Source organism: Crossiella sp. CA198, assembly GCF_052078295.1.
Classification (GTDB): domain Bacteria; phylum Actinomycetota; class Actinomycetes; order Mycobacteriales; family Pseudonocardiaceae; genus Crossiella.
Window position 1 is genome coordinate 47,348 of sequence record NZ_JBQJIM010000031.1, and the last position, 20,386, is coordinate 67,733.

Here is a 20,386-nt window from a genome sequence, read left to right on the forward strand (position 1 = left end):
ACGCCCTCATTCGCCCGCGGTGCGGGACAGTTCGGCCTCGACCTCGTCGGCCGACATCTCCAGCACGGCCAGGTAGATCTCGGCGACCTGGGCCAGCCGGCCCGGGGTGGTCTCGCGCTCGGCCAGCTGACCCGCCATCGCACCCACCGACAGGGTGGCGAAGAGCAACTTCACCGAGACGGCCGTGGTGTCCAGGGCCTCGCGCAGCTTGCTGACGATGGTGGTGGCCAGCACGGAATCGCCGCCCCGCTGGAAAAAGTCGTCGTCCAGGCCGAACTGCGCGCCGCCGAGCACCTCGTGCCAGATGCTCGCGACGACCTTCTCCAGCGCGGTGCGCGGCGGCACGAACGGCTTGCTGTCGCCCTGGTCGGCCCACAGCTGCTGCACCGCGCGGCGGTCGATCTTGCCGTTGGCGGTCAGCGGCAACTCGGCCAGCACCACGATCCGCTCCGGCACCATGTGCGGCGGCAGCGCCTGGCGGACCTGCTCGCGCAGTTCGTCGCCGGTGACGCCGGTGGCGGCCACCGCGGCGACCAGGGTCGCGCCGGGTGCCCTGGTCACGCCCGCGATGGCGCGGCCGACGCTGTCCAGGGCGCCGAGCGCGGATTCGACCTCGCCGAGTTCGATCCGGAAACCACGCAGCTTCACCTGGTGGTCGCGGCGGCCGAGGAACTCCAGGGTCCCGTCCGGCCAGTAGCGGCCGAGGTCGCCGGTGCGGTACCAGTTCTGTCCATTGTGGACAACGAAGCGGTCGGCGGTGCGTTCCGGGTCGCCGCGGTAGCCCAGGGCCACGCCGTCGCCGCCGATCCAGAGTTCGCCTGCCACCCAGTCCGGGCAGTCCCGGCCGCGGGCGTCGACCACCCGGCAGCGCACGTTGGTCAGCGGGGTGCCGTAGGGCACCGAGATCCAGTGCGCGGGCACCTCGCCGGTGACCTCGCACACGGTGGAGTGGATGGCGGTCTCGGTGGTGCCGCCGAGGCCGGCGAAGCGGGCGGCGGGGGCCTGGGCGCGCAGCCGGCCGGGCAGGTCGACGGTGACCCAGTCGCCGCCGAGCAGCACCAGGCGCAGGGTGTCGCCCAGGTCGCCCGCGGTGAGCAGCATGTCCAGCAGTGGCGGCACGCAGTTGACAATGGTCACCCCGCGCTCGCGGACCAGGGTGGCCCAGTCGGCGGCCTCGCGCCGTTCGCTCTCGCCGACCAGGACGATCGCGCCGCCGACGGACAGCGGGCCGAAGATGTCGAAGACGGAGAGGTCGAAGTCGAGCGCGGACACGCCAAGGGTGCGGTCGGCGGGGCCGATCTCATAGCGGGCGTTGAGGTCGTCGATGGTGTTCATCGCGGCCCGGTGCGGCACCTCGACGCCCTTGGGCTCGCCGGTGGAGCCGGAGGTGAACAGCACGTAGGCGGGGATTTCCTCCTCGCCCAGCACGGGTTCGACGGGTTCGGCGCGCAGGGCTTCGGCGAGCCGGTCGGCGTCGAGAACGAGGCGTACCCCGGCCCTGGCGTGGATGCGTTCGCGCCGGGCGGCCGGTTGTTCCACGCTGACCGGCACGTAGGTGGCCCCGGCGGCGAGTACTCCGAGCACGGCGACGAGCTGGTCAGGGCCCTTGGGCAGGGTGATCGCGACGGCCTCGCCGGCTTCGACGCCGCGGGTGCGCAGCGCGCCGGCGACCCGGCGGGCCCGGTCGGCGAGTTCGCGGTAGCTGAGTTCGCCGTCGGCGCCCCAGAGCACGGCGGGCGCGTCCGGGGTTTCCTTGGCCTGGTTGAAGAATCCTTCGTGCAGGCGGCGGCCGGAGCGCGGCGCGGCGGTGTCGTTGGCGGTGTCGCGGGCGGTGAGCTGGGCGGTGGGCAGCAGCGCGGGCACCGGCTGCTGCCAGTCCGAGTCGGCCGAGCCGAGCCAGTGCACCAGGGTGCGGTAGGCCTCGAACATGGCGTCCATCAGCCCGGCGGGGAAGGCGGTCTCGCGGATGTCCCAGTTGACCAGCAGCCCGCCGTTGACCTCGGTGACCTGGGCGTCGAGCAGCACCTGCGGGCCCTGGGAGATGATCCACACCGGTTCGCCGAAGCTGCCCTTGACCGTCTCGTCGAACAGCTCACCCAGGTTGAGCGCGCTGGTGTAGACGACCGGGGCGAGGACCTGTTCGCCGTTGGCGCGGGAGAGGTCGCGCAGCACTTCGACGCCGGAGTAGTCGGCGTAGGCGGCGTCGGTGTGCATGCGGGCCTGCAGCCTGCGCGCGTCCTCCAGGAAGGAGCGCGGTTCGGACAGGTCCACGTCCAGCAGCACCGAGCTGGTGAAGTCGCCGACCAGTTTGCCGACGTCGGCGTGGGTGTTCTCACGGTCGAACAGCGGCAGGTTGAGCAGGAACCGGGGCTGCCCGCTCCAGGCGGCGAGCACCTCGGCGAACACGGTGGCCAGGGCCATGGCCGGGGTGATCCGGTGCTGGTGCGCGCGTTCGATCAGCCGCTGCTTGTCCCCGGGCGCGAGCCACAGGTGCTTGCGCACGGTGTGCAGGCTGTCACCGCGGTCCGCTTCGGGCACCAGCGGCAGGTCGGGTGCGGCGGGCAGTTCGGGCAGCCTGCTCTGCCACCAGCCGCGCGCGCGTTCCCAGGCCTCGCGGCGCAGCGGGGCGCGCTCGGCGAGGTACTGCGGGTAGCTGTAGTCGATGGGGGCGAGGGTGTCGCCCTGGTAGAGCGCGGCGAGGTCGGCGAGCAGCACCCGGAAGCTGAGCGCGTCGGCGGCGACCATGTCCACGTCCACGTGCAGCCTGCTCCGGCCGCCGGGCAGCCGGGTGAGCTGGAGCGCGAAGACCTGGCCGCCCTCGATGTCCAGGATCTGGTGCGACCACTGCTCGCGCAGTTCAGCGAGCCTGGCCTCGGCGTCGGCGTGTTCGCGCAGGTCCTCGACGGTGAGCGCGTCGTGGCTTGGCTGGTCCTGGATGCGCTGGCGGCCGTCGTCGGTGAGCCGGGCCCGCAACATGCCGTGCCGGGCGACCAGGGCGCGCACCGCGGGTGCGAACCGCTCCGGGTCGACCTCGCCACCGTCGAACTCGACGTAGAGGTGCGCGGCCACCGCACCGAGCGCCTGCCCGTCACCGCGGCCGACCCAGTAGGCGTGCTGCATGAGCGCCAGCGGGAACTCCGCGCCGCTGTCGAAGCGCTCGACCGGCGCGGCGGGCGCCACCGGGGCGGGCGCCGGGGCCAGTCGCCCGCTCAGCAGCTCGAACCACTCGCCGAGGCTGGGCCGCTCGGCCAGTTCGGCGAAGGTCACCTCGATGCCGCGCTTGCGCCACTGCCCGGCCAGCCGCATCAGCCGGATCGAGTCCAGCCCCAGCTCGATGAGGTTGTCCGCGTCCAGGAGTTCCTCCGGCGTGCGGTCCACCAGTTGTGCCACTTCACGGCGCAGGTCATCGGCGGTCGGGCTGCTCGACACGGGCTTGTGCTCCCTTGTGATCCAGGCTGCATGGCACACTGGCCTCTTGCAAAAGTGAGGCTAACCTAAGCAAGGTTTACCTCATAGCCCCTGCTCCGCGCTCTCCGAGGACAACGACTGATGACGAACGAACCGGGCGCGCGGGACGACGCCGCGGCCAAGCGACGTGCGTTGATGCGCCAGCTCATGGCCAAAGCGGGCATCGCCGAGGACTCGTCGCCGGATCGCGTCGTCCGGCGGGACCGCGCGGTGCGCACGCCGCTGTCCTTCGCGCAGCAGAGCATGTGGGTGCACCAGCGGACATTCCCGCAGTCCACGACCTACAACGTGCCACTGCTGATCCGCCTATCCGGCCCGGTGGACGTGCCCGCGCTGCACCGCGCGCTGCGGTCCCTGGTCGACCGGCACGAGATCCTGCGCACGCGGTACCTGGCCGAGCCGGACGGCTCCGCGCACCAGGTGGTCACCGCGGACTACCGGGTCGAGTTGCCCGTGAGCGAACACACATCGCTGTCCGAGTCCGAGTGGGCGGCCACGGGGCGTGCGGCGGCCGAGCGGATGGCCGCGGTGCCCTACGACCTGTCCACGGAGGAGTCGATCCGGCTGGCCCTGCTTCGCTTCGCCGAGCAGGAGTTCGCGCTGATCCTGGTGGTGCATCACATCGCCTGGGACGGCGGCACCTGGGGTGTGCTCTCGCACGAACTGTCCGCGCTGTACCGGGCCGAGGTCACCGGGGAGCCCAGCGGGCTGCCGCCAATGGAGGTGCAGTTCGCCGACTACGCGGCCTGGGAACAGGGCCGCTGGCCCGCCGAGAGCACGGCCACCGACCTGGCGTACTGGCGCGCACAGCTCACCCCTGCCCCGGAACCCCTTGACCTGCCTACGGATCACCCACGCCCCAAGGGCAACTCCGAACGTGGTGGGCTGATCGCGAAATGGTTCGACCCGGCGATCGCGCACGGCCTGCGGGCGGTCGCGGCGAGCGAGAACGTCACCCCGTTCATGATCATGGTGGCCGCGTGTTCGGTGCTGTTGCGGCGCTATACCGGCGCGAGTGACATCCCGCTCGGGTCCGCGGTGATGGACCGGGGACACGCACAGGCGCAGAACCTGGTCGGCAACTTCGGCAACACCCTGGTGCTGCGCACGGACGTCTCCGGCGATCCGACCTTCCGCGAACTGCTCGGGCAGGTGCGGCGCACCGCCACCGACGGCTTCGCCCACCAGGGCCTGCCCTTCGACAAGCTCATCGACGACCTCCGGCCGGAACGACGACGCGGTCACAACCCGCTCTTCGACGTGATGCTGCTGTTCTTGGCCCAGCGCATCGGCGGTCTGGACCTGCCCGGCATCAAGACCGACTGGGAACACATCCGCAACGACGGCGCCCAGTTCGACCTGTGGCTGGAGGCATTCCTGCGGCCGGACGGGCTGCTGGTGGAGGCCACCTACCGGCTGGACCTGTTCGAGGCGGACCGGATCACCAGACTGCTGGCACATCTGGAGCACCTGCTCGGCGCCGCGCTGTCCACTCCGGACACTCCGATCAGCGCATTGCCTTTGTTGCCAACGGAAGAACTGCTCAGCCAGCTCGCCGAGTGGAACGACACCGAGCGCGCGGTGCCGGCGACCACGGTGGTGAACCGGTTCGAGGACCAGGTCCGGCGCACCCCGGACGCGGTGGCGGTGCGTGGCGAGGACGGGTCGACGCTGAGCTACGCCGAGCTGGACCACCGGTCCGAGCGGTTGGCGGCGGCCTTGTGCGCCAAGGGGATCGGCGCGGAGTCGGTGGTGGCGTTGTTGCTGCCGCGCACCCCGGACCTGGTGGTCGCGCTGCTCGGCGTGCTCAAGTCCGGCGCGGCCTACCTGCCGCTGGACGCCGACCACCCGGCCGACCGGCTGGACTACATGATCACCGACGCGGGCGCGGCCTGCGTGCTCACCACGGCCGCGCTGGCCGAACTGGCACCAGGGCCGGACCGGCTGGTGCTGGACCAGCCAGGCTGGGACGCGCTGGCCGCGGAGCCGACCGGGCGGCTGCTGCCGGCCCAGCTCGCCTACACCATCTACACCTCCGGTTCCACCGGCCGCCCCAAGGGCGTGGGCATCCCGCACTCGGCGCTGGCCAACTTCCTGTCCACAATGGACGAACTGAGCCCGCTGACCGGGTCGGACCGGCTGCTCGCGGTGACCACCATCGCCTTTGACATCGCCGCGCTGGAGATCTACCTGCCGCTGGTCTCCGGCGCCCAGGTCGTGCTGGCCACCAAGGACACCGTGCGCGATCCGGCCCGGCTGGCCCGGCTGGCCGCCGAGTCCGGGGCCACCGTCATCCAGGCCACCCCCTCGCTCTTCGGCGCGATCCTGGGCCAGGAACCGGGTTTCCTGCGCGAGCTGCGGGTGCTGGTCGGCGGTGAGGCGCTGCCCCCGGCCACCGCGGCCGAGCTGCGCGCGGCGGCCGCGCGGGTGACCAACGTGTACGGGCCCACCGAGGCCACCATCTGGGCGACCTCGGCCGAGGTGACCGGGGCGCCGGTGATCGGCAGGCCGTTCCACAACACCCAGGCCTACGTGCTGGACGAGCGGCTGCGACCGGTGCCCTTCGGCGTCACCGGCGAGCTTTACCTGGCGGGCGCCCAGCTCGCCCGCGGGTACGCGGGGCGGCCGGGCCTGTCCGCGGAACGCTTCACCGCCAACCCCTACGGCCCGGCGGGCAGCCGGATGTACCGGACCGGGGACCTGGCGCGCTGGCTGCCGGACGGCACCCTGGACTGCCTGGGCCGGGTGGACGAGCAGGTCAAGATCCGCGGTTTCCGGGTGGAGCTGGGTGAGATCGAAGCCGCGCTGGCCGCCCAGCCCGAGGTCGCACAGTGCGCGGTCGTGGTGCGCCACGGCCTGCCGGTCGCCTACGTCGTGCCTGCCGGTGCGGTCGACCTCGCCGAGCTGCGGGCCGCGGTGGCCGAGCAGGTGCCGGACTACATGGTGCCCGCGGCGTTCGTGACCCTCGACCGGCTGCCGGTGACGGTGAACGGCAAGCTGGACCGCCGCGCGCTGCCCGAGCCCGACCTGGCCGCCCAGGTGTCCGGCCGCGGTCCGCGCAGCGAGCGGGAACGCGTGCTGTGCGGGGTGTTCGCCGAGGTGCTCGGCCTGCCCGAGATCGGTATCGACGACGACTTCTTCGCCCTCGGCGGGCATTCGCTGCTGGTCACCAAGGTGATCGGCCGGGTGCGCGGGCTGCTGTCGGTGGAGCTGGACCTGCGGACGCTCTTCGACGCGCCCACCGTGGCCGAGCTGGCCGAACGGCTGCCCGCGGCCACCGGCACCAGGTTCGCGGTGCGCGAGGTGCGGCGGCCCGAGGTGGCCCCGGCCTCGTTCCCGCAGACCGGGATGTGGTTCGAGGAGAAGCTGCGCGGCCCGTCCACCTCCTACGGGCTGCCGCTGGGCGTGCGGGTGCGCGGACCGGTCGACCTGGACGCGCTGCGGGCCGCCTTCGGCGATGTGGTGGCCCGGCACGAGGCACTGCGCACGCTGCTGATCGAAGGCCCGGACGGCCTTCCGGTGCAACGGATCCTGTCCCCGGCCGAGGCGCGGACCCGGCTCACTGTGTCCACTGTGGACGATCTGAGTACGGCGGCGACGCACACCTTCCGGCTGGACACCGAGCTGCCGGTGCGGGTGAGCCTGGCCCGGACCGGCGAGCAGGAATGGGAGTTCGTGCTGCTGCTGCACCACACCGCCGCGGACGAGTGGTCCTTCGGGCCGCTGCTGGCCACCCTCGGCGAGGCCTACGCCGCCAGGGTGGCCGGGCGGGCCCCGGAGTGGCCGGAGCCGCCGGTGCGGTACACCGACTTCGCGGTGTGGCAGCGGGAGATCCTCGGTTCCCGCGCCGAAGCGGACTCGGTGGCCAGTCGCCAGCTCGACTACTGGGCGCGCACCCTGGCCGGCTCCCCCGAGGAACTGAGCCTGCCCACCGACCGGCCGCGGCCCGCGGAGGCGAGTCACCGTGGCGGGCTGGTGCAGTTCCACCTGTCCCAGGAGCTGCTCGCGGGGATGCGCGCGCTGTCGGCGAGCCATGGCGTCAGTGTGTTCATGGTGCTGCACGCCGCGCTGGCCGCGCTGCTGCGCAAACTCGGCGCCGGCACCGACATCCCGCTCGGCTCGCCGATCACCGGCCGCGCCGACGCGGATCTGGAAGACCTGGTGGGCCTGTTCGCCAACACCCTGGTGCTGCGCACCGACCTGTCCGGCGACCCGAGTTTCACCGAACTGCTGGGCCGGGTGCGCGCCGCCGACCTGGACGCCTTCGCGCACGCCGACGTGCCCTTCGACTGGGTGGTGGAGCGGGTCGCGCCGGAGCGCTCGCTGTCCCGGCATCCGCTGTTCCAGGTGATGCTGATCCACCAGCGCGCCGACGACCTCGAACTCCAGCTGCCCGGACTGACCACCGAGCCGTTCCTGCCGGGCACCGGCGGGGTCAAGTTCGACCTGGACCTGTACTTCACCGAGACCGCCGCCGCCGGGGTGGACGGGTTCGCCGTCTACGCCAAGGACCTGTTCGACCAGGACACCGTGCGCGGCCTGATCGACCGGCTGGAACTGCTGCTGCGCGCGGTGCTCGCCGGACCGGACCACCCACTGTCCACCGTGGACATCATGTCCGCGGCCGAACTGACCGCGGTGACCACCGGCGGCAACAACACCGCAGCCGACCTCACCGCACCCACCCCGGCCGCGTTGTTCGCCGCCCAGGTCGCGCGCACGCCCGAGGCCACCGCGGTACTCGCCGGGACCGGGACCCTGACCTACGCCGAACTCGACCGCCGGGCCGAGGCGCTCGCGGACGCGCTGGCCGCCAGGGGCGCCGGGCCGGAGCAGGTGGTCGCGCTGGCCTTGCCACGCACCGCCGAACTGGTGGTGGCGCTGCTGGCGATCGTCAAGACCGGGGCCGCGTACCTGCCCGTCGACCTGGGTTACCCGCGGGACCGGGTCGAGTTGATGCTGGCCGATGCCCAGCCCGCGATCACGGTGTGCCAGCCCGAGTTCGCCGCCGGGTTCGGCTTGACCGGCACCTGTTCGCCGACGGCCACCGGACCCGCGCGGGCCGCGGTGGCCATCCAGGGCGGGCACCCGGCGTACCTGGTGTTCACCTCCGGCTCCACCGGCCGCCCCAAGGCGGTGACCGGCACCCAGTCCGCGCTGGCCAACCGCCTGGACTGGGGACGGGGGCTGGCCGGCGGGGTGCGGATCGCGAAGAGTTCGCTGAGCTTCATCGACGGCTCCACCGAACTGCTCGGCGGCCTGGTCGCCGGGGACACCGTGGTGCTGGCCGACGACGCGGCGGTCAGCGATCCGGCCGCGCTCATCGAGTTGATCGACCGGCACGCGGTGGACCTGGTCACCGTGGTGCCCAGCCTGCTCTCCGCGCTGCTGCGCACCGCGCCCGCGGACTCGCTCGGTTCGGTGCGCACCTGGATCACCAGTGGCGAGGCGTTGTCCGCCGAACTGGCCGAGCAGGCGGGCGCCCGCTGGCCGCTGGCCCGGCTGGTCAACCTCTACGGCTGCTCGGAAGCCGCCGGGGACAGCCTCGCGCAGGTCGGCAGCCTGGGCGCGGGTTCGGTGCCGATCGGCCTGCCGGTGGCCAACACCCAGGCCTACGTGCTGGACGAGGCGCTGCGGCCGGTGCCGCCCGGCGTGGCCGGTGAGCTGTACCTGGCCGGGCACGGACTGGCCCGCGGCTACCTCGGCCAGCCCGGCCGGACCGCGGAACGCTTCCTGGCCAACCCCTTCGGCCCGCCCGGCGCCCGGCTCTACCGCACCGGCGACCGGGCCCGCCGCCGACGGGACGGGGTGCTCGACTTCCTCGGCCGCGCGGACAGCCAGGTCAAGATCCGCGGTTTCCGGATCGAACCGGGCGAGATCGAGGCCGCGCTGACCGCCGAACCCGAGGTGGACAAGTCGGTGGTGATCGCCCGACCCGGCCCCGGCGGCGCGCTCCGGCTGATCGGCTACCTGGTCCCGGCCCCGGGCGCGCAGCTGGACCTGACCGCGTTGCGCGCGCGGCTGGCCACCCGGTTGCCCGACTACCTGGTGCCCGCGCTGCTGGTCGAGCTGGCCGAGTTCCCCAAGAACCCCAACGGAAAGCTCGACCGGGCCAAGCTGCCCGACCCGGCGCCGCAGACCGCGACGGGCACCGAACCGGCCACCGAGACCGAGACCACCCTGGCCCGCCTGTTCGCCGAGCAGCTCGGCCTGGCCACGGTCGGTGTGCACGACAGCTTCTTCAGCCTCGGCGGCGACAGCATCAGCGCCGCGCTGCTGGTGGCCAAGGCCAAGGAGGCCGGGCTGGCACTGTCGGTGCGCGAGGTGTTCAAGCACCGCACGGTGGCCGCGCTGGCCGAGCAGTGCGCCCCCGCCGTGATCACCCCCGGCCCGGTCACCCCGCCGCCGCTGCTGCACTGGCTGCGGCAGAGCGAACTGGGCGTCAACGGCCTGCTGGTCTCCACCACCAGGATGATCGAGGCCACCGAGGCGGCGCTGCGGGCCGCCGCCGCGACCGTGCTCGCCCGGCACGAGTCCCTGCACCTGGTGGTCGACCCGAGCAACAAGCGGTTGTGGCGCACCGAGATCCAGCCCGGCGAGCAGGACCTGACCGAGATCGACATCACCAGGGGCGCCACCCTGCGCCTGGACTGGACCCCGGACGGCGTCACGCTGACCGGACACGGCCTGGCCGTGGACCAGCCTTCCCTGGAACTGATCGCGGACGAGATCACCGCCGTGCTGGCCGGGCACACCCTGGCCCCGGCGCCGACCAGTTTCCGGGCCTGGACCGAACACCTGGCCGCCCAGGCCAACGAGGTGGCCACCGCACTGCCGGAATGGACCGCCGCGCTGCGGGAGACCGCCGACCCGATCCCCGCCGCGGCCCGCACACCGGGCAGCGGCGGCCGGGTCAGCCAGACCGTGCTGGCCGATCCCGATGCGGTGGACGCCGCGTTCGTCGAGGCCCTGCGCACCTGGTCCGGCAGCACCGAAACCCGGCTGCGCATCGATCACGAGGTCGACCCGCGCACCAGTGCGAAGTCCCCGGCTGGTGACCTCTCCGGCACGGTCGGGCCGCTCAGTCACCGCCACCCGTTCGCCTTCACCGCCGCCCCCGCGCCGCGCGCCGAGACCGAGCTGGAGCTGCGCTACTGGGCTGATCGCGGCCACGAGTTCGGCCTGCTCCGGCACGCCAGCCGGGCGGGGGCCAAGGCGTTGCGCGAACACCGGGACGCCGCCGTGCTGCTGCGCGCCGGGGCCCCGGACCCGCTGCTCCCGGCCGGGCGCACGATCGTGGCCACCCGGCAGGTCCGGGCGGACGGCGTGCTGCTCGACCTCCAGTTCTCCCCCGACCTCGACCCGGCCGCCGCCAACGCGCTGCTCGGGCTATGGACGGCCGCAGTGACCGCACCAGCAGAATCGGAGCCGACGAGTTGAGCGCATCATCCGGTCAGATCCACCTCGCCGACACCCCGGCGGCCGCCTGGCTGACCGAGGCGTTCACCGGGACCGCCGCGCCCGAACTGCGCCTGGTCGCCGGCCCCTCGGGCACCGGCGCGGAGGCTGTGCAAGCCGCCGTGCGCACCGTCATCGAGGCCCACGAGGTGCTGCGGCACCGGGGCGAACTGCGCTGGGGCGGCACCGGGACCTCGGTCGGGGACCTGAAGCGGCACACCGCCGGACTGCTCGACGCCGACACCGCCCTGGCCGCGGCCTGGGTCGACCGCGGGCCGGAGCGGGACGGGCTGCTGGTGGTAGCCGCGCACGCCGCCGATGTGGACGGTGAGGGCTGGGCGGTGCTGGTCGCCGACCTGCGCGCCGCGCTCGCCGGTGGCGCCCCCAGCACCTCCGGCACCGGGGAATATTTGTCCGCACTGGACACCCTGGCCCGCGACCCCGGTCTGGCCGACCGGGTGGAGCCCTGGCTGGAACTGGCCGACCGGGTGGACGAGCTGGACCTGCCCGCCCCGTGGGCCAGCGACGGCGAGACCGGCGGACCGCGGCACCACGCAGAGCGGATCCTGCCGCTGAACGAGGTCGCCACCGCCGAGGGCCTGCGCGCGCGGGTGCTGCTCAGCCTGGTGCCACAGCTGGGCGCCACCGACGGCCTGCTGCTCGACGTCAGCGAGTCCGACCGGGACCGCCCCGACGTGCTGGGCAACCTGCGCCGGGTGTTCCCGGTGCTGTTCGGCCCGGCCGAACTGTCCGATGTGGACGGATCGGGCGCGGACGCGGTGGCGGTGGCCGATGCCGCGGCCACCGAGTTCGGCGTGGCCAAGTACCTCAGCGGCAGCACCTCGGCCACCTTCGCCGACCTGGCAGAGGCCGCCATCCTGGTCGAGTACGGCGTCACCGACCTGGGTGACGACCCGGAACCCGGCCTCGGCGAACCCGTCGCGGACGCCGGATCCCGCTACCTGCTGCGGATCGGCGCCTGGTTCGACCGCAACAGCGAACGCGTGCGCGCCACCGTCTCCTGGGACCCGGCCGCGCTGCCCGGCCTGGACGCCGACACGCTGCTCACCGACTGGGGCCAGGCGCTGCGCGCGCACGAGCCCGCCGCCGCGCCCGCGCCCGCCCGCGCGCTGCCGCCGGGCGCGATCGAGGCGCTGCCGCTGTCCCCGCTGCAGGAGGGCCTGCTCTTCCACCTGATGCTCGACGGCGCCGAGCGCGACATCTACGTGCAGCAGGCCGTGCTGCACCTGGGCGGCGAGCTGGACCCGGACCGCTTCCGGGAGGCGGTGCGGCTGTCCCTGGCCAAGTACCCCAACCTGGTCGCCGGGTTCGCCACCGCCGACGACGCCCCGCCGGTGCAGTTCATCCCCGGCGAGTACGAGCTGCCGTACACCTACGTTGATCTGTCCACACAGGACGATGCCGCCTTCGACGCCTTCGTGGCCGAGCAGCGGTCCCGGCCCTTCCACGCCGACCGGCCGCCATTGATCCGCTTCGGCCTGGCCACCGTGGCCCCCGGCGCGCACCGCCTGGTGATGACCTCCGAGCTGATCCTGCTCGACGGCTGGTCCGGCGGTCTGCTGCTGAGCAGCCTGCTGGAGTCCTACACCGATCCGGCCGCCGAGTCCGCCCGGCCGACCACCCCGTTCCGGGACTACCTGCGCTGGCTCACCGCGCAGGACCACGAACAGGCCCGCGCGGCCTGGCGGCGCAACCTGGACGGGCTGGCCGAACCCACCCTGCTCGCCCCCGGCACGGACAGCCGCGCGGTGGACCTTACCGCCGCCGACGAGATCGAACTGGAACTGCCCGCCGAACTGGCGACCAGGCTGGCTCAGCGGATGCGCGAGTCCGGGATCACCGCCAGCACCCTGTACGAGACCGCCTGGGCCATGCTGCTGGGCAGGCTCACCGGCCGGGACGACGTGGTGTTCGGCGCCTCGGTCTCCGGCCGCCACCCGGACGTCGCCGGGGTGGAGACCACGGTCGGCCTGCTGTTCAACACCGTCCCGGTGCGCGTCCGGCTCGGCGCGGCCGACGCACTGGACACCGTGCTGCGCCGGGTCCAGGAGGAACAGGCCGAACTGTTCGACTACCCCTACCTCGGGCTCACCGATGTGCAGGCCCTGGCCGGGATCGGCACCCTGTTCGACACCCTGTTCGTGTTCCAGAACTTCCCGCGCCCGTCCAAGGAACGCGCCTTCGGCCCGGACGGCTCGCTGCGGGTGCTCGAACACCAGGTCCTGGACGCCACGCACTACCCGGTCACCATGGTGGTCAACCCCGGCGTGCACACCGAACTCCGGGTGATGTTCCACCAGGATGTGTTCAGCCGCACCGAGATCGAGCGGCTGCTGGAACGCTACCTGCGCATCCTCACCGCACTCGCCGACACCCCGGCGGCCCCCTGCGCCGCGGTGGACGTGCTCGTCGGCGATGAACTCGACCTGCTGCGCCAGGGCTGGGACCACACCGCGAACCCGGTGCCGGACATCACCATCGCGGACATGCTGGAGCAGCAGGCCGCGCGCACGCCCGAGGCGACCGCGCTGGTCTTCGGGCAGGTCCGGCACACCTACGCGGAGCTGAACGAGCGGGCCAACCGGATCGCGCGCTGGCTGGTCCAGCATGGTGCCGGGCCGGAAACCGTGGTGGCCCTTGGCCTGCCGCGCTCCTCGGACATGGTGGCCGCGTTGTTCGCGGTGCTCAAGACCGGCGCCGCCTACCTGCCCCTGGATCTGGACTACCCGGCCGACCGGCTGGAGTTCATGCTCACCGACACCGTGCCGCTGTGCGTGCTGTCCACTGTGGACGTCGACCCGACGCTGCCGCACACCGAGGTCCCGCACGTGCTGCTGGACTCCCCCGAGATCGCCGCCGAGCTGGATTCCTTGCCCGGCAACGATCTCGCCGACGCCGAACGTCGCGGCTTCCACCGCACCGACCCGTGGCGGCTGGCGCACCCGGCCTACGTCATCTACACCTCCGGCTCCACCGGCAAGCCCAAGGGCGTGGCCACGCCGTATCGCGGCCTGACCAACATGCAGTTCAACCACCGGGTGGCCATCTTCGACCCGGTGGTCGAGGCGGCCGGGCGGCGGCTGCGGATCGCGCACACCGTGTCCTTCTCCTTCGACATGTCCTGGGAAGAACTGCTCTGGCTGGTCGAGGGCCACGAGGTGCACGTGCTCACCGAGGACATGCGCCGGGACGCCCTCGCGCTGACCGCCTACTGCGACAAGCACGCCATCGACGTCATCAACGTCACGCCCACCTACTGCCAGCAGCTCATCGACAACGGGCTGCTGGAGGAAAACCCAGGCCACCGGCCGGTTCTCGTGCTGCTCGGCGGCGAGGCCGTGTCCGAACAGGTCTGGACCGCCCTGCGCGACACCCCCGGCGTGCTCGGCTACAACCTGTACGGCCCAACGGAATACACCATCAACACCCTCGGCGGCGGCACCGAGGACAGCGCGACCTCCACGGTCGGCAAGGCCATCTGGAACACCCGCGCCTACATCCTGGACGCCTACCTGCGGCCGGTGCCGGTCGGCGTGCCCGGCGAGCTGTACATCTCCGGCGTCGGCCTGGCCCGCGGCTACCTCAAACGCCCCAGCCTCACCGCCGACCGCTTCATCGCCGACCCCTACGGCGCCACCGGCGAACGCATGTACCGCACCGGCGACCTGGTGCGCGAACGCCAGGACGGCAACCTGGACTTCCTGGGCCGCACCGACGACCAGGTCAAGATCCGCGGTTACCGGGTGGAGATCGGCGAGGTGGAGAGCGCGCTGGCCGCGCATCCCGAGGTCGCGCAGGCCGCGGTCATCGCGGCGGACACCGATCTGCCTGGGGTGAAACGACTTCTCGGCTACCTGGTGCCCGCCGAGGTCAGCGGGGACGAGGCCCGCTCGGAGGTCGAGGCCGAACAGATCGCCGAGTGGAACCAGATCTACAGCGACGAGTACACCGAGATCCCCACCGCGGTCTTCGACGAGGACTACGCGGGCTGGGACAGCAGCTACGACGGCGACCCCATCCCGTTCACCGACATGAGCGAGTGGCGGGCCGCCACCCTGGACCGCATCCGCGAGCTGAAACCCCGGCGGCTGCTGGAAATCGGCGTCGGCACCGGTCTGCTGCTCTCCGGCCTGGCCCGCGACACCGAGTCCTACTGGGCCTGCGACTTCGCCGCCCCGGTCATCGACAAACTCGGCCGCGACCTCCTCGCCGACCCGGAACTGGCCGCCAAGATCGAGCTGAGCTGCCGGCCAGCGCACGACACCGACGGCCTGCCCACCGGGCACTTCGACACCATCGTGATCAACTCGGTGATCCAGTACTTCCCGAACATCGACTACCTCACCGAGGTCATCGGCAAGGCACTGGACCTCCTTGCCCCCGGCGGCGCGCTGTTCGTCGGCGACGTGCGCAACCTGCGACTGGCCCGCACCTTCCACACCGCCATCCAGCTCGGCCGCGCCGACGAACGCACCGACGAGGCCGCGCTGCGCAAGGCGATCGAACGCGCCGTGCTGCTGGAGAAGGAACTCCTGGTCGACCCGGACTACTTCACCGCACTCGGCGACCACCTGCCCACACTGGCCGGGGTGGACCTGCGGATCAAACGCGGGCACATGCACAACGAGCTGTCCCGGCACCGCTACGACGTGGTGCTGCGCAAGGCAGGCACGGACGCACTGTCCCTTGTGGACGGTCCGGCGCTGCCATGGGACGGCGCGCTCGACCTGGCCGCCCGACTGGCCGACCGCCCGGACTCGCTGCGGATCACCCGCATCCCCAACGCCCGGCTCACCGCCGAGGTCGCCGCGCAACGCGCGCTGGAGGCCGGTTCTCCGGTCACCGGCGCACGCAGCCTGCTCAATCCGAAGACCAGCGTGGGTGTCGAACCCGAGGCCCTGCACGAACTGGCCGCCCAGTCCGGGCACCGGCTGCTGCTCACCTGGTCCGACACCACCGACGGCAGCTACGACGCGGTGTTCACCCTGGCCCAGGACGAAATCCTGCTGGGCGCCTACGCCCCCACCAGGGCCCGCAACTCCGCGCTGTCCAGTTACGCCAACAACCCCTCCGCGGCCCGGGACAACTCCGGCCTGGTGGCCAGGGTCCGCGATCACCTCAAGGCCGTGCTGCCCGACTACATGGTGCCCGCCGCCCTGATCACCATGGAACGACTTCCGTTGACCACCAACGGAAAGCTCGATCGCCGCGCCCTGCCCAGCCCCGACCTCGCGGCGGGCGCCGGCTGCGGACGGCCACCGGCCAACCCCACCGAGGAAGCCCTGTGCGAGCTGTTCGCCCAGGTGCTCGGCGTGCCCAAGGTCGGTGTGGCGGACAACTTCTTCGACCTGGGCGGGCATTCGCTGCTGGCCGCCCGGCTGATCGGCAAGGCCCGCACCGGACTCGACGTGGACCTGGCCATCCGGGACCTGTTCACCTGCCCCACCGTGGCCGAACTCGCCGCCAAGGCCCTGGACAGCGCACCCGCCATCGCCCAGCCGGTGCTCACCGCCGGCGCCCGCCCCGAGCGGATCCCGCTCTCCTTCGCCCAGCAACGCCTGTGGCTGCTGGACCAGCTGGACACCGCGGGCAGCGCCTACACCGTGCCCACCGGCGTCCGGCTGCACGGCGAACTGGACCTGCCCGCCCTGCGCGCGGCCTTCGCCGATGTGCTGGCCAGGCACGAGAGCCTGCGCACGGTGATCGAAACCCACGAAGGCCTGCCGTACCAGCGGATCCGGCCGGTCGCGGAGAGCACCCCGGAGGTCACCGTGACCGCGGTGGCCGAGGCCGAACTGGACGCCGCGGTGGCCGCGGCCATCGCGGTGCCCTTCGACCTGGCCGCCGACCACCCGATCCGGCTGGCCGTGCTCACCCTCGGCCCGGCCGACTCGGTGCTGCTGGCCGTGTTCCACCACATCGCCTTCGACGAGTGGTCGCTGCGGCCCTTCGTCGAGGACCTCACCGCCGCCTACGCCGCCCGGCACGACGGCCGGGCCCCGGAGCTGACCCCGCTGCCGGTGCAGTACGCGGACTACGCGCTGTGGCAGCGTGCCCTGCTCGGCGCGCCGAACGACCCGAAGAGCTTGCAGGCCAAGCAGTTGACCTACTGGCGGCGGGAACTGGACGGCATCCCCGAGGAGCTGTCCCTGCCCACCGACCGGCCCCGCCCGGCGGTGGCCAGTTTCCGCGGCGAGACCATCCAGCGGGAGATCGGCCCGGACCTGGCGGTGCGGTTGCGGCAGCTCGCCCGCACCCAGGACGCCACCGTGTTCATGCTGTTCCAGACCGCGGTCGCGGCGCTGCTGCACCGGCTCGGCGCGGGCGCCGACATCCCGCTGGGCAGCCCGGTGGCCGGCCGGGACGAGGACAAGCTCAACGACCTGATCGGGTTCTTCGTCAACACCCTGGTCATCCGGGCCGACGTCAGCGGCAACCCCGGCTTCACCGAGTTGCTGGACCGGGTCCGGCGCACCGACCTGGCCGGGCTCAGCCACGCCGACGTGCCCTTCGAGCGCCTGGTCGAAACGCTCAACCCGACCCGCACGCTCTCCCGCAACCCGCTGTTCCAGGTGATGGTCGGCTACCAGAACCAGGGCACCGGCGCGGCGGTCTTCCCCGGGCTGACCGTGACCGAGGGCCGGTTCGACCCGCCGACCGCCAAGTTCGACCTGGACTTCGTGCTGCGCGACTACGGCGCGGACACCGAGGGCATGGGCCTGGACGTGGAGTACGCGGCCGACCTGTTCGACTGGGCCACCGCGGCGAACCTGCTGGACCGGCTGCTCGACCTGCTCGAACAGGCCGTGGCCCGGCCGGACGTGCGGATGAGCGAACTGGACGTGCTCGGTGCGGCAGGCGCCCGCCTGGAAGCCTGGAACCGGACCGAACGCGAGATCCCCGCGCTCACCATCGCCGACCTGCTCGAACAGCAGGCCGCCCGCACCCCGGACGCGCCCGCCCTGGTCGCCAGCCCGGACCTGCCCGGCGAGATCCGCTGGAACTACACCGAACTGAACGAGCGCGCCAACCGGATCGCCCGGCTGCTGATCAGTCGCGGCGCCGGACCGGAAACCGTGGTGGCCCTTGCCCTGCCGCGTTCGGCGGACATGGTGGCCACCCTGTTCGGTGTGCTCAAGACCGGCGCCGCCTACCTGCCGCTGGACCTGGACTACCCGGCTGAGCGACTGGCCTTCATGCTCGCCGACGCCAAGGCCGTCTGCCTGGTCAGCACCACCGAGGTCGCCGCCACCCTGCCCGCGACCTCAGCCCCCACGGTGCTGCTCGACGCGGCCGCGGCCGAGCTGGATTCCTTGCCCGGCAACGATCTCGCCGACACCGAACGCCGCGGCTTCAACCGCACCGACCCACACCGCCTGGAGCACCCGGCCTACGTCATCTACACCTCCGGCTCCACCGGAAAGCCCAAGGGCGTGCTCACGCCCTACCGCGGCCTAACCAACATGCAGTTCAACCACCGCGCCGAGATCTTCGACCCGGTGGTGGCCGAGGCCGGGCGGCGACTGCGCATCGCGCACACCGTGTCCTTCTCCTTCGACATGTCCTGGGAAGAACTCCTGTGGCTGGTCGAAGGCCACGAGGTGCACGTCTGCGACGAGGAACTGCGCCGCGACGCCGAAGCGCTCACCGCCTACTGCGACCAGCACGCCATCGACGTCATCAACGTGACGCCGACCTACTGCCAGCAGCTCATCGACAACGGCCTGCTCGACGAGAACCCCGGCCACCGGCCCGTTCTGGTGCTGCTCGGCGGCGAGGCCGTGTCCAACCAGGTGTGGGAAACGCTCAGGGACACCCCCGGCGTGCTCGGCTACAACCTTTACGGCCCAACCGAATACACCATCAACACCCTCGGCGGCGGCACCACCGACCGGGACACCCCCACCGTCGGCCGCCCGATCTTCAACACCACCGCGCACGTGCTCGACGAGTACCTGCGCCCGGTCCCGCCCGGCGTGGCAGGCGAGCTGTACATCGCCGGCATCGGCCTGGCCCGCGGTTACCTGGACCGGGCCGAGCTGACCGCGGACCGCTTCCTCGCCAACCCCTTCGGCGCGGCCGGCGACCGGCTCTACCGCACCGGCGACCTGGTGCGCTGGTGTCAGGACGGCACGATCGACTACCTCGGCCGCACCGACGACCAGGTCAAGATCCGTGGCTACCGGGTGGAGATCGGCGAGATCGACACCACCCTGGCCGAACACCCCGGCGTCCGGCAGGTCGCGGTGATCGCCGCCGGCACCGACCTGCCCGGCGTCAAACTGCTGGTCGCCTACGTCGTCGGCGCCGCCACCGCGGCGGAGCTGCGCGAGTGGGCCGGGCAGCGCCTGCCCGGCTACATGGTGCCCTCGGCGTTCGTGCCGATGGACGCGCTGCCACTGACCGTCAACGGCAAGCTCGACCGGGCCGCGCTGCCCGCCCCCGACCTGGGCGCCAAGGTGTCCAGCCGGGGACCGCGCACCGAGCGGGAAGCCGTGCTGTGCCAGGTCTTCGCCGAGGTGCTCGGCGTGCCCAGGGTCGGCGTGGACGACAGCTTCTTCGAGCTGGGCGGCCACTCGCTGCTGGCCATGCAGCTGGTCAGCCGGATCCGCGCCAGCGGCGTCGAGGGCGTCTCGGTCGGCGCGGTGATGGCCGCGCCCACCGTGGCCGCGCTGGCCGACCGGCTCGGCTCCACCGACGGGTCCGACCCGGCGCTGGCCCCACTGCTGGCCCTGCACGCCGAGGGCACCCGGCCGCCGCTGTTCGCCATCCACCCCGGCTTCGGCCTGGCCTGGCCCTACGCCGCGCTGGTGCCGCACCTGGACGCGGACCGGCCGCTCTACGGCCTCCAGTCCCCCGTGGTGACCGGCGAGGACGTGCGCAGCTTTGACGAGCTGGCCCGCGCGCACCTGCGCCGGATCCAGACCGTGCAGCCCAGCGGGCCGTACCACCTGCTCGGCTGGTCCTTCGGCGGTCAGCTCGCGCACGCCATCGCATGCCTGCTCCAGGCCGAGGGCGAGCAGGTGGCCCTGCTGGCAGTGCTGGACGCCCAGCCCGCCGACCCGGCCCTGCCCGCGGACGAACCCCTCGCCGCCGACCAGATCCGGAACCGCCTGCGCCTGACCGCCGACGAGCAGACCACCGAGGCCCTCATCCGGGCCTGGACCACCCACGACCGGCTGCTGCCCGAAACCGGCTACCCGGTCTACTCCGGACCGCTGGTGTTGTTCAGCGCCAAGGGATCCACCGGCACCGGCGCGGCGAACTGGACCGCACTGGCCACCGGCCGGATCGAGGGCCAGGAACTGCCCTACCCGCACGACGAACTACTCTCCCCGGACGCGGTCGCCGCGTTCGGGCCGGTGCTCACCGCCGTGCTGGAGCGGAACGGGGCTGGGCAAGTGCAGTAATTCCGTTACCGCCAGCGGACCGTCCCGTG

3 protein-coding genes are annotated in these 20,386 nt (G+C 72.5%); 2 read left to right on the plus strand and 1 reads right to left on the minus strand.

Going from position 1 to position 20,386, the window contains the following annotated elements:
• Positions 1-6: 6 nt before the first annotated feature.
• Positions 7-3,429, minus strand: coding sequence for a non-ribosomal peptide synthetase (locus tag ACTOWY_RS38265; protein ID WP_441314478.1), 3,423 nt, complete (start codon positions 3,427-3,429; stop codon positions 7-9).
• 120 nt (positions 3,430-3,549) lie between these two features.
• Between ACTOWY_RS38265 and ACTOWY_RS38270 the strand changes: the two genes are divergently transcribed.
• Together ACTOWY_RS38270 and ACTOWY_RS38275 are read left to right on the plus strand one after the other, a co-directional pair.
• Positions 3,550-10,908 (plus strand): amino acid adenylation domain-containing protein, encoded by a 7,359-nt coding sequence (locus tag ACTOWY_RS38270; protein WP_441314479.1) that lies wholly within the window; start codon positions 3,550-3,552, stop codon positions 10,906-10,908.
• On the plus strand, positions 10,905-20,357 hold the full coding sequence (locus ACTOWY_RS38275) for an amino acid adenylation domain-containing protein (RefSeq protein ID WP_441314480.1): 9,453 nt from the start codon (positions 10,905-10,907) through the stop codon (positions 20,355-20,357). The genes ACTOWY_RS38270 and ACTOWY_RS38275 overlap by 4 nt, the downstream gene beginning before the upstream one ends.
• The last annotated feature ends 29 nt before the right edge of the window (positions 20,358-20,386 follow it).